The following is a 12,433-nucleotide window of genomic DNA, read 5'->3' on the forward strand; positions in this document are numbered from 1 at the left end:
GGTCACACCCGTTCCCATACCGAACACGGAAGTTAAGCTCTCTAGCGCCGATGGTAGTTGGGACCTTGTCCCTGTGAGAGTAGGACGTCGCCAAGCAAAAACCTAAGTCGATTCGACTTAGGTTTTTTTGTGTTTATTTTTATATAACCTTAAAGAAGAAAAAAGAATGAAAATAAGGCGATTCAAAGTAATAGTAATGATTTTTTGTTTTCAAGTTTTCCGAGTGCTCCTAAAAATAATCCTTATGATAGGAAACGTTAAAAGTGTGATGATATAAAGGAGTATTTGATCATTACAGCAATAACTGCGATACAAAGGGATAAATGAGAAAGAGTGTAGTCGTTTTTTTTGTTATTGTTCTCCTTATAAAATGAATATAAACGATTATATGTAAGATAGATCTCTAGAAATATATGTTCTAATTTCTTATCCTTCTTGCATATAGTTACAATTATTCTTTTGAATATAACTAAAACACGAACGTTATTGGTAAGTAATAAAAAAACATTCGATTATTTATTGACATTGTTTATGAAATATTGTTAATATAGCCATAGAAAGAATAATATATAAGACCTCATATAATCGCGGGGATATGGCCTGCAAGTCTCTACCTAACGACCGTTATTCGTTAGACTATGAGGGAAAGTCACTCGGTATTTTTCTATTCACAAGGGATACGTATGCCTGAGTAGAGCACTTTCTCTCATAGTAAAAGAGAAACTGTTCTATTTCAGGCTTTTTTTATTTGAATCGGGGGGATTCTAATATGAAATCACTAGTTGGAGTCATAATGGGAAGCACGTCAGACTGGGAAACAATGAAATATGCTTGTGACATTTTAGATGAATTAAATATACCGTATGAGAAAAAAGTTGTATCAGCTCATCGGACTCCGGATTATATGTTTGAATATGCAGAAACGGCTCGTGAACGTGGATTGAAAGTTATTATTGCTGGAGCTGGTGGAGCAGCGCATTTACCAGGAATGGTTGCAGCGAAGACGAATCTTCCTGTAATCGGAGTTCCAGTTCAATCAAAAGCGTTAAACGGCTTAGATTCATTATTATCCATCGTCCAAATGCCAGGAGGGGTTCCGGTTGCAACTGTTGCAATTGGTAAGGCTGGTTCAACAAATGCTGGTTTACTTGCTGCACAAATACTTGGATCATTCCATGATGATATACATGATGCATTAGAATTGAGAAGAGAAGCAATTGAAAAAGATGTGCGCGAAGGTAGTGAGCTAGTATGACGAGAATCATTTTACCTGGAAAAACAATCGGCATTATTGGAGGCGGCCAGCTAGGAAGAATGATGGCATTGGCAGCTAAAGAGATGGGATATAAAATTGCTGTTTTAGATCCTACAAAAAATTCACCATGTGCGCAAGTTGCTGATATTGAAATTGTTGCATCATATGACGATTTAAAAGCAATTCAGCATTTAGCGGAGATCAGTGATGTCGTCACATATGAATTTGAGAATATTGATTATAGATGTTTACAATGGCTAGAAAAACATGCTTACTTACCGCAAGGCAGTCAGTTGTTAAGTAAAACGCAAAATCGTTTTACAGAAAAGAATGCAATTGAAAAAGCGGGATTACCAGTAGCAACGTATAGATTGGTTCAAACGCAAGAGCAGCTTACTGAAGCAATCGCCGAGTTATCATATCCTTCCGTCTTAAAAACAACGACAGGTGGATATGATGGGAAAGGGCAAGTTGTTTTAAGAAGTGAAGCTGACGTTGATAAGGCGCGAGAGCTTGTACATGCAGCAGAGTGTATTTTAGAGAAATGGGTGCCTTTTGAAAAAGAAGCATCAGTTATTGTCATTCGTAGTGTAAGTGGTGAAACGAAAGTATTTCCGGTAGCGGAAAATATTCATGTAAATAACATTTTGCATGAATCTATCGTTCCAGCGCGCATTACAGAAGAACTTTCTCAAAAAGCAATTGCTTATGCAAAAGTGCTCGCGGATGAACTAGAACTTGTGGGAACACTAGCGGTAGAGATGTTTGCTACAGCTGATGGTGAGATTTACATTAATGAATTAGCGCCAAGACCTCACAATTCAGGACACTATACACAGGATGCATGTGAAACGAGTCAGTTTGGTCAACATATTCGAGCAATCTGTAATTTACCTCTTGGAGAAACAAATTTGTTAAAACCAGTTGTCATGGTAAACATTTTAGGCGAACATATAGAAGGGGTCCTAAGACAAGTGAATAGATTAACCGGGTGCTATTTACACTTGTATGGAAAAGAAGAAGCAAAAGCGCAGCGAAAAATGGGGCATGTTAATATTTTAAATGATAATATTGAAGTCGCTCTAGAAAAAGCGAAGAGTTTGCATATTTGGGACCATCAAGAACAACTGTTGGAGGGAAAAAAATGATTAGTCGTTATACACGCCCAGAAATGGGTGCAATTTGGACGGAAGAGAACAAATTTAAAGCGTGGTTAGAAGTTGAGATTTTAGCTTGTGAAGCATGGGCTGAGCTTGGCGATATTCCAAAAGAAGATGTTAAAAAAATTCGTGAGCATGCATCATTTGATATTGATCGTATTTATGAAATTGAAAAAGAGACACGTCATGATGTAGTTGCATTCACTCGTGCTGTATCAGAAACACCAACATTAGGTGAGGAACGTAAATGGGTTCATTACGGTTTAACATCTACAGACGTAGTAGATACAGCGTTATCTTATATCTTAAAACAAGCGAATGAAATCATATTAAAAGACTTAGAAAACTTTGTAAGCATTTTAGCTAACAAAGCGAAAGAGCATAAGTACACGATCATGATGGGAAGAACACACGGTGTTCATGCAGAACCAACAACATTTGGTTTAAAACTTGGTCTTTGGTATGAAGAAATGAAACGTAACGTAGAGCGTTTCAAACAAGCTGCTGATACAGTTCGCGTTGGTAAATTATCTGGTGCGGTTGGTACATATGCAAATATCGATCCATTCGTAGAAAAGTATGTTTGTGAAAACTTAGGCTTAGAAGCAGCGCCAATTTCAACACAAACATTGCAACGTGATCGCCATGCTCATTACATGTCAACACTTGCACTAATTGCAACATCTATCGAAAAGATGGCAGTTGAGATCCGTGGTTTACAAAAGAGTGAAACACGTGAAGTTGAAGAAGCTTTCGCAAAAGGCCAAAAAGGTTCTTCTGCAATGCCACATAAGCGTAATCCAATCGGATCTGAAAACATGACTGGCTTAGCTCGTGTTATCCGTGGTTATATGATGACAGCTTATGAAAATGTTCCATTATGGCATGAGCGTGATATTTCTCACTCTTCAGCAGAACGCGTAATTTTACCAGATGCTACAATCGCGTTAAATTACATGTTAAATCGCTTTGGTAATATCGTTAAAAACTTAACTGTATACCCAGAGAATATGAAACGCAATATGTCAAGAACATACGGCTTAATTTATTCTCAGCGCGTAATGCTTACATTAATCGATAAAGGTATGGTACGTGAAGAAGCTTATGATATCGTACAGCCTAAAGCGATGGAAGCTTGGGAAACACAAGTACAATTTAAAGAGCTTGTAGAAGCTGATGAGCGTATTACGAGCAAGTTAACACAAGAAGAAATTAATGAATGCTTCAACTATGAGCATCATATGCAACACGTTGATACAATCTTTGAACGCCTAGGATTAAACGAAGCGTAAAATTTCATATGGCACAGAATAGAGTCATTCTGTGCCATTCTTTATAAAAACATTATTCACATTTTTCAAACTACAGGGGGCTTGCGAAATGCAAAAGCTAGAATTGCTGTATGAAGGTAAGGCAAAAAGAATTTATCGTACAGAATCAGCAGATATGGTTTGGGTAGAGTATAAAGATAGTGCGACTGCTTTCAATGGGGAGAAAAAAGAAACGATTACAGGAAAAGGTCGTTTGAACAATGAGATTACAACTTTATTGTTCAGAAAGTTACAAGAAGTAGGAATTAAAACACATTTTGTTGAGAAGTTATCTGAGATAGAGCAACTTGTTAAAAAAGTGAGTATTATTCCTTTAGAAGTTGTCACAAGAAATGTAATTGCAGGAAGTCTTTCAAAACGATTAGGAATGGAAGAGGGAACTGTACTTGCAGAACCAATCGTAGAATTTTACTTCAAAGATGATGATTTAGGAGATCCGCTTGTAACGGAAGATCATATTCGTGTATTAAACGTTGCATCGCCAGAGCAAGTAAGCGTATTACGAGAAATGGCTCTACAAATCAATCAAGTGTTGATTGATCATTTCGCAAGCTGTCGTGTAAGACTAGTAGATTTCAAATTAGAGTTTGGTGTAACGGAAGAGGGAGAAATTATTTTAGCGGATGAAATTTCACCAGATACTTGCCGTTTATGGGATGAAACGAGCAATGAAAAGTTTGATAAAGACGTATTCCGTCGCGATCTTGGAAATTTAACAGATGCTTATGAAGAGATTTTAAAACGTTTAGGGGGAATTTCACATGTATAAAGTTAAGGTATATGTAACATTAAGAGAAAGCGTATTAGATCCACAAGGAACAGCGGTAAAAGGAGCACTTCATAGTCTTTCATTTACAGAAGTACAAGACGTTCGAATCGGAAAATACATGGAACTAACAATTGATAAATCGGTATCTGACCTTGACGCAAAGGTAAAAGAAATGTGTGAAAAACTATTAGCAAACGTTGTAATGGAAGACTTCCGTTATGAAGTTGAGGAGGTTGTCGCACAGTGAAATTTGCCGTAATAGTATTTCCAGGTTCGAACTGTGATGTTGATATGTTCCATGCAATTAAAGATGAGCTCGGCGAAGAAGTAGATTACGTTTGGCACGATACAGAGAATTTAGATGAATATGATGCAATCTTACTACCAGGTGGATTCTCTTACGGTGACTACCTACGCTGCGGTGCTATTTCTCGCTTTGCGAATGCAATGAAAGCAGTGCAAAAAGCTGCTGAGCAAGGAAAGCCGATTTTAGGTGTATGTAATGGATTCCAGATTCTTGTTGAATCAGGATTACTACCAGGAGCGTTAATGAGAAACGAAAATTTAAAATTCATGTGTCGCACTGTTCAGTTGCGTGTTGAAAATAATGAAACGATGTTTACATCACAATATGAAAAAGATGAAGTAATCAATATTCCAATCGCGCATGGTGAGGGTAATTACTATTGTGATGAAGAAACGCTAAAAAGATTAGAAGAGAATAATCAAATCGCATTCCGTTACGTAGAAAATCCGAATGGAAGCGTTTCAGATATTGCTGGTATTGTAAACGAAAAAGGAAATGTACTTGGTATGATGCCACACCCAGAGCGTGCTGTAGACGAATTACTTGGCGGTGCTGAAGGGTTAAAAGTCTTTCAATCTATCTTAAAACAGTGGAGGGAAACATATGCCGTTAATGCTTGAACCAAATCCAACACAAATTAAAGAAGAGCGCATATATGCGGAAATGGGGCTAACAGACGAAGAGTTTGCCATGGTTGAAAAGATTTTAGGCCGTCTGCCAAATTATACAGAAACAGGATTATTCTCTGTTATGTGGTCTGAACATTGCAGTTATAAAAATTCAAAACCAGTACTTCGAAAATTCCCAACAACAGGTGAGCGCGTTCTGCAAGGACCTGGGGAAGGTGCTGGAATTGTAGATATCGGTGATAATCAAGCGGTTGTATTTAAAATGGAAAGTCACAACCACCCATCTGCTATTGAACCATATCAAGGAGCAGCAACAGGCGTTGGTGGTATTATCCGTGACGTATTCTCTATGGGAGCACGCCCAGTAGCTCTATTAAACTCACTTCGCTTCGGTGAATTACAGTCACCACGTGTGAAATATTTATTCGAAGAAGTAGTAGCAGGGATTGCAGGATACGGTAACTGTATCGGCATTCCGACTGTTGGCGGCGAAGTACAGTTTGATCCATGTTATGAAGGAAATCCACTTGTAAATGCAATGTGCGTAGGCTTAATTAACCACGAAGATATTAAAAAAGGGCAAGCGCACGGTGCTGGAAATACAGTAATGTACGTAGGAGCATCAACTGGTCGTGACGGTATTCACGGTGCAACATTCGCATCTGAAGAGTTATCTGAAAGCTCAGAAGCGAAGCGCCCAGCGGTTCAAGTAGGAGATCCATTTATGGAGAAACTTCTGATTGAAGCTTGCTTAGAACTTATTCAGTCGGATGCACTTGTTGGAATTCAAGATATGGGTGCAGCTGGTTTAACATCATCTTCTGCAGAAATGGCAAGTAAAGCGGGAATGGGTATTGAAATGTACTTAGATGATGTACCGCAGCGTGAAACAGGAATGACACCATATGAAATGATGCTATCTGAATCACAGGAACGTATGCTAATTGTTGTGAAAAAGGGTAGAGAGCAAGAGATAGTAGATTTATTTGAGAAGTATGGTCTTGCAGCCGTTACGATGGGGAAAGTAACGGAAGACAAAATGCTTCGCTTATTCCATAAAGGTGAAAAGGTAGCTGAAGTACCAGCAGATGCTCTTGCAGAAGAAGCACCAATCTATCATAAACCATCAAAAGAAGCAGCATACTTTGCTGAATTCCAGGCAATGAAAATGGAAACACCAAAAGTAGAAAATTATAAAGAAACGTTATTCGCTCTATTACAACAACCGACGATTGCAAGTAAAGAGTGGGTTTATGATCAATATGATTATCAAGTTCGCACTAGCACAGTTGTTACACCAGGTTCAGATGCAGCAGTTGTACGTGTACGCGGTACAGAAAAAGGATTAGCAATGACGACAGATTGTAACTCTCGCTATATTTACTTAGATCCAGAAGTGGGCGGTAAAATTGCGGTAGCAGAGGCAGCACGTAATATCGTATGTTCTGGGGGAGAGCCACTTGCAATTACAGATTGCTTAAACTTCGGTAATCCAGAAAAACCAGAAATCTTCTGGCAAATTGAGAAATCAGTAGATGGTATGAGTGAAGCTTGTCGCACATTACAAACGCCAGTTATCGGCGGAAACGTATCAATGTATAACGAACGTAGTGGTGAAGCAGTATATCCAACACCGACAGTTGGGATGGTTGGACTTGTACACGATTTAAGACATGTAACAACACAAGAGTTTAAGCAAGCTGGTGATTTAGTTTATGTAATTGGAGAGACGAAAGCTGAGTTTGGTGGAAGTGAATTACAGAAAATGATTCACGGCAAAATTTTCGGTCAATCACCAAGCATCGATCTAGATGTAGAATTAAAGCGTCAAAAACAAGTATTAGCAGCGATTCAAGCTGGCCTTGTTCAATCTGCTCATGATGTTGCAGAAGGTGGTTTAGCAGTTGCGATTTCAGAAAGTGCAATTGGCGCTAATGGTTTAGGTGCTACTGTGAAATTAGACGGAGAAGCAACAGCCGTATTATTCGCTGAATCACAATCTCGCTTCGTTATAACTGTAAAACGTGAAAATAAGGAAGCGTTCGAGAAAGCGGTAGAAGCAATTCAAGTTGGAGAAGTGACAGATACAAATGAAGTAACAATTCATAATGAAGAAAATGAAGTATTACTTACAGCAAATGTAGATGAAATGAGAAAGGCTTGGAAAGGGGCAATCCCATGCTTGCTGAAATAAAGGGGTTAAATGAAGAATGTGGCGTTTTTGGAATTTGGGGGCATGAAAATGCAGCACAAGTTTCGTATTACGGATTGCATAGTTTACAGCACCGTGGACAAGAAGGCGCAGGCATCGTCGTAAATAATGGTGAGAAAATTGTCGGTCACAAGGGGTTAGGTTTAATATCGGAAGTATTTTCAAGAGGTGAGCTAGAAGGCTTAAACGGAAAATCAGCAATTGGACACGTACGGTATGCGACAGCTGGCGGAAGTGAAGTTGCTAACGTTCAACCATTATTATTCCGTTTTTCTGATCATAGTATGGCATTAGCTCATAACGGAAACTTAATTAATGCAAAAATGCTTCGCCGCGAATTAGAAGCAGAGGGAAGTATTTTTCAAACAAGTTCAGATACAGAAGTACTTTTACATCTTATTAAACGTAGTACGAAAGATTCATTAATTGAGAGTGTAAAAGAGGCTCTAAATAAAGTGAAAGGTGCGTTTGCATATCTTTTACTAACTGGAAATGAAATGATCGTTGCGTTAGATCCGAATGGATTCCGTCCTCTTTCAATTGGAAAGATGGGGGATGCTTACGTTGTAGCATCGGAAACATGTGCTTTCGATGTAGTAGGTGCAACATACATTCGTGATGTAGAACCAGGTGAACTGCTTATCATCAATGATGAAGGAATTCACGTAGATCGTTTTACAAATGAAGTAGATCATGCAATTTGTAGTATGGAGTACATTTACTTTGCACGTCCGGATTCTAATATTGCAGGCATTAACGTCCATGCAGCACGTAAAAACATGGGAAAACGTTTGGCGGCAGAAGCTCCTATTGAAGCTGATGTTGTTACTGGCGTGCCAGACTCTAGTATTTCGGCAGCAATTGGTTATGCTGAGGCAACAGGCATTCCATATGAGTTAGGATTAATTAAAAATCGTTACGTTGGACGTACGTTTATTCAACCTTCTCAAGAACTGCGAGAGCAAGGGGTTAAGATGAAGCTTTCAGCAGTAAGAGGTGTAGTTGAAGGAAAACGAGTTGTTATGATTGATGATTCTATCGTAAGAGGAACAACGAGTAAACGAATTGTTCGTATGCTTCGTGAGGCTGGAGCGACAGAAGTTCACGTAAGAATTGCGTCACCACCTCTGAAATATCCGTGCTTCTATGGCATTGATATTCAAACGAGAAAAGAATTAATTGCAGCAAATCATACAGTAGAAGAAATTCGTGAAATAATCGGTGCAGACTCATTAACATTTTTAAGTGAAGATGGATTAGTAGATGCAATTGGACGTCCATATGAAGGGAAATATGGCGGTCTATGTATGGCGTACTTCAATGGCGATTACCCAACAGCTCTTTATGATTATGAGCAAGAGCTTTTAGAAAGTATGAAATAAGAAGAAAAAAGCTTCTACTTCTTTTGATGTAGAAGCTAGCTTCTTTCTTACAACGGCCGGCCCTAGATAGGGAGAAATTAAAAGACGAGGTGTAGATAACGATGGCGAATGCATATAAGCAAGCAGGAGTAGATATTGAAGCTGGATATGAAGCGGTATCTCGCATGAAAAAACACGTACAAACAACAATGAGAAAAGAAGTGCTAGGCGGTTTAGGCGGTTTTGGAGGTATGTTTGATCTATCAAAATTTGCATTAGAAGAACCTGTATTAGTATCTGGAACAGATGGCGTGGGAACGAAATTGATGCTCGCTTTTATGGCAGATAAACATGACACAATTGGTATTGATGCAGTAGCAATGTGTGTAAATGATATTGTTGTCCAAGGAGCAGAGCCGCTTTTCTTCCTTGATTATATTGCTTGTGGTAAAGCTGAACCTAGTAAAATTGAAAACATCGTCAAAGGTATATCAGAGGGCTGTCGCCAAGCTGGTTGTGCATTAATTGGTGGAGAAACAGCTGAAATGCCAGGGATGTATTCTACGGAAGAATACGATTTAGCTGGTTTTACAGTTGGTATTGTTGATAAAAAGAAAATTGTAACAGGTGAAAAAATTGAAGCGGGTCACGTATTAATTGGCTTAGCATCTAGCGGTATTCATAGTAACGGTTATTCTTTAGTACGAAAAGTATTACTAGAAGATGGAGAACTATCTTTAGATCGTATTTACGGACGCTTAGAACTACCTCTTGGTGAAGAATTATTAAAACCAACGAAAATTTATGTCAAACCTATTTTAGAACTATTGAAGAAATATGAAGTATACGGAATGGCACACATTACAGGTGGCGGATTCATTGAAAATATTCCACGTATGTTACCAGAAGGAATCGGTGCAGAAATTGAATTAGGATCTTGGAAAATTCAACCGATCTTTAGTTTGCTTCAAGAAGTTGGAAAACTAGAAGAAAAAGAAATGTTCAATATTTTTAACATGGGTATTGGTATGGTAGTAGCGGTGAAGGAAGAAGAGGCAAAAGATATCGTTCGTCTACTTGAAGAGCAAGGAGAAATAGCCAGTATTATTGGACGTACTGTACAAGGGGCTGGCGTTACCTTTAATGGGGGAGCGGCACTATGAGTAGATTAGCAGTTTTTGCTTCTGGGAGCGGCTCTAACTTTCAATCTCTTATCAATGCGGTAGAAGAAAAAAGATTAGACGCTGATATTAGTTTATTAGTATGTGATAAACCAGAAGCACGCGCTGTTGGACGAGCACATTATCATCATATCCCATGTTTCGCTTTTTCAGCGAAAGCATATGGATCAAAAGAAGCGTTTGAAAAAGAAATATTAAAGAAGCTAGAAGAGTATGAAATTGATTATGTTATTTTAGCTGGATATATGCGTTTAATTGGACCGACTTTATTAGAAGCTTACGGCGGAAGGATTATTAATATTCATCCATCACTACTGCCGAGTTTTCCAGGGAAAGATGCTGTTGGTCAAGCGTTAGAAGCAGGTGTAAAAGTAACTGGAGTAACGATTCATTATGTAGATGCAGGTATGGATACAGGGCCAATTATTGCGCAAGAAGCGGTAGTTGTTTCTGAAGGGGATACGAGAGAAAGCTTACAAAAGAAAATTCAACAAGTTGAACATAAATTATACGTAAATACAGTGAATCAAATTGTTCAATCTGTGAAAGAACCAACTGTTAACTAACATACAACCAGGGGTGAAGGATAGATGAAAAAGCGTGCATTAGTAAGTGTTTCAGATAAAACAGGAGTAGTAGAATTTGTTAAAGGTTTACTAGAACAAGGGATCGAAGTTATATCAACAGGTGGTACGAAAAAATTACTAGAAGAAAACGGCTTACAAGTAATCGGTATTTCTGAAGTAACTGGGTTCCCGGAAATTATGGATGGTCGTGTAAAAACATTACATCCAAATATTCATGGTGGTCTATTAGCAGTTCGCGATAATGAAACGCATGTAGCGCAAATGAATGAGTTAGGTATGGAGCCAATTGATTATGTTGTTGTTAACTTATACCCATTCAAAGAAACAATCGCTAAGCCTGATGTAACATTTGCTGATGCAATTGAAAATATTGATATCGGTGGTCCAACAATGATTCGCTCTGCTGCGAAAAATCATAAATTTGTATCGGTAATTGTAGATCCAGTAGATTACGATGTTGTATTAACAGAACTGAAAGAGAACGGTGAAGTAAAAGAAGAAACGAAACGTAAATTAGCAGCGAAAGTATTCCGCCATACAGCGGCATATGATGCGTTAATCTCTAACTATTTAACAGAGCAAATGGGTGAAGAAAGCCCAGAAACATTAACAGTGACATTTGAGAAAAAACAAGATTTACGTTATGGAGAAAATCCACATCAAAAAGCAACATTCTATAAAGCACCATTCGCTGTAACTTCTTCTGTTGCATACGCAGAACAATTACACGGTAAAGAATTATCTTATAACAATATTAACGATGCAGATGCAGCGCTTAGTATCGTGAAAGAATTTACAGAACCAGCAGTAGTAGCGGTAAAACATATGAATCCATGTGGTGTTGGAGTAGGAACTGATATTCATGAAGCATACACACGCGCTTATGAAGCAGATCCAGTATCCATTTTTGGTGGTATTATTGCAGCAAATCGTGAAATTGACAAAGCTACAGCTGAAAAGTTACATGAAATTTTCTTAGAAATTGTTATCGCTCCTTCGTTCTCACAAGAAGCTTTAGACGTATTGCAAAGCAAGAAGAACTTACGCTTACTAACTGTAGATATTGAAAAATCGACAAGTGCAAGTAAAAAATTAACTTCTGTACAAGGTGGTCTTCTTGTTCAAGAGGAAGATACGTTATCATTAGATGAAAGTACAATTTCAATTCCGACAAAACGTGAACCGTCAGAGCAAGAGTGGAAAGATTTAAAATTAGCTTGGAAAGTTGTAAAACATGTGAAATCAAATGCAATTGTTTTAGCGAATGATAACATGACAGTTGGTGTAGGCGCGGGACAGATGAACCGTGTAGGTTCTGCGAAAATCGCAATTACACAAGCTGGCGAAAAGGCACAAGGTAGCGCACTTGCATCTGATGCTTTCTTCCCAATGCCAGATACAGTAGAAGAAGCAGCAAAAGCAGGAATTACAGCAATCATTCAACCAGGCGGATCAATCCGTGACGAAGATTCTATCAAAGTGGCAGATAAGTATGGGATTGCTATGGTGTTCACTGGCGTACGTCATTTCAAACACTAATAGAGGATATTTAAAAAGTCCGGTCAAGATAACTGTCGCATGTCGTCGTTGCATTGCCAGTGCGGTACTCATGTAGGAAAACTACACTCCGTGTCCTCCTGT

At 38.5% G+C, this 12,433-nt stretch carries 11 protein-coding genes, 1 rRNA gene and 1 riboswitch; all 12 genes read left to right on the plus strand.

Going from position 1 to position 12,433, the window contains the following annotated elements; translation table 11 throughout:
- Nucleotides 1-96, plus strand: a 5S ribosomal RNA gene (rrf, locus tag FOT98_RS29185); the annotation flags it as partial.
- A 461-nt stretch (nucleotides 97-557) separates the two neighbouring features.
- A riboswitch (purine riboswitch) is annotated at nucleotides 558-659 on the plus strand.
- Nucleotides 660-769: 110 nt separating this feature from the next.
- Entirely contained in the window at nucleotides 770-1,255 is a 486-nt protein-coding gene (gene purE, locus FOT98_RS29190; RefSeq protein ID WP_000839367.1) for a 5-(carboxyamino)imidazole ribonucleotide mutase, read from the plus strand.
- Nucleotides 1,252-2,403 carry a 5-(carboxyamino)imidazole ribonucleotide synthase gene (gene purK / locus FOT98_RS29195; RefSeq protein ID WP_063261857.1) on the plus strand — a complete coding sequence of 384 codons (1,152 nt, stop codon included), beginning with the start codon at nucleotides 1,252-1,254 and terminating at the stop codon, nucleotides 2,401-2,403. The genes purE and purK overlap by 4 nt, the downstream gene beginning before the upstream one ends.
- Nucleotides 2,400-3,707: an adenylosuccinate lyase gene (gene purB / locus FOT98_RS29200; RefSeq protein ID WP_063261858.1), complete on the plus strand. Its 1,308-nt coding sequence runs from the start codon at nucleotides 2,400-2,402 to the stop codon at nucleotides 3,705-3,707. Before purK ends, purB begins: the two co-directional genes overlap by 4 nt.
- A gap of 88 nt (nucleotides 3,708-3,795) precedes the next feature.
- Nucleotides 3,796-4,515 (plus strand): phosphoribosylaminoimidazolesuccinocarboxamide synthase, encoded by a 720-nt coding sequence (gene purC / locus FOT98_RS29205; RefSeq protein WP_063261859.1) that lies wholly within the window; start codon nucleotides 3,796-3,798, stop codon nucleotides 4,513-4,515.
- The gene (gene purS / locus FOT98_RS29210) at nucleotides 4,508-4,762 is read left to right on the plus strand and encodes a phosphoribosylformylglycinamidine synthase subunit PurS (RefSeq protein ID WP_000278820.1); all 255 of its coding nucleotides are present in this window, start codon (nucleotides 4,508-4,510) and stop codon (nucleotides 4,760-4,762) included. The genes purC and purS overlap by 8 nt, the downstream gene beginning before the upstream one ends.
- A complete protein-coding gene (gene purQ, locus FOT98_RS29215) occupies nucleotides 4,759-5,442 on the plus strand; it encodes a phosphoribosylformylglycinamidine synthase subunit PurQ (RefSeq protein WP_063261860.1) in 684 nt (227 codons plus the stop codon). Before purS ends, purQ begins: the two co-directional genes overlap by 4 nt.
- The gene (gene purL / locus FOT98_RS29220; RefSeq protein WP_063261861.1) at nucleotides 5,426-7,645 is read left to right on the plus strand and encodes a phosphoribosylformylglycinamidine synthase II; all 2,220 of its coding nucleotides are present in this window, start codon (nucleotides 5,426-5,428) and stop codon (nucleotides 7,643-7,645) included. The genes purQ and purL overlap by 17 nt, the downstream gene beginning before the upstream one ends.
- Entirely contained in the window at nucleotides 7,630-9,045 is a 1,416-nt protein-coding gene (purF, locus tag FOT98_RS29225) for an amidophosphoribosyltransferase (protein ID WP_000879028.1), read from the plus strand. Before purL ends, purF begins: the two co-directional genes overlap by 16 nt.
- A gap of 101 nt (nucleotides 9,046-9,146) precedes the next feature.
- Nucleotides 9,147-10,187: a phosphoribosylformylglycinamidine cyclo-ligase gene (gene purM, locus FOT98_RS29230; RefSeq protein WP_063261862.1), complete on the plus strand. Its 1,041-nt coding sequence runs from the start codon at nucleotides 9,147-9,149 to the stop codon at nucleotides 10,185-10,187.
- Entirely contained in the window at nucleotides 10,184-10,771 is a 588-nt protein-coding gene (gene purN, locus FOT98_RS29235; RefSeq protein ID WP_000088565.1) for a phosphoribosylglycinamide formyltransferase, read from the plus strand. Before purM ends, purN begins: the two co-directional genes overlap by 4 nt.
- 24 nt (nucleotides 10,772-10,795) lie before the next feature.
- Complete coding sequence (gene purH, locus FOT98_RS29240) at nucleotides 10,796-12,331, plus strand: bifunctional phosphoribosylaminoimidazolecarboxamide formyltransferase/IMP cyclohydrolase (protein ID WP_061680302.1); 1,536 nt, start codon at nucleotides 10,796-10,798, stop codon at nucleotides 12,329-12,331.
- Nucleotides 12,332-12,433: the final 102 nt, after the last annotated feature.

The organism is Bacillus sp. HY001 (assembly GCF_007558965.1).
GTDB lineage: Bacteria > Bacillota > Bacilli > Bacillales > Bacillaceae_G > Bacillus_A > Bacillus_A mobilis.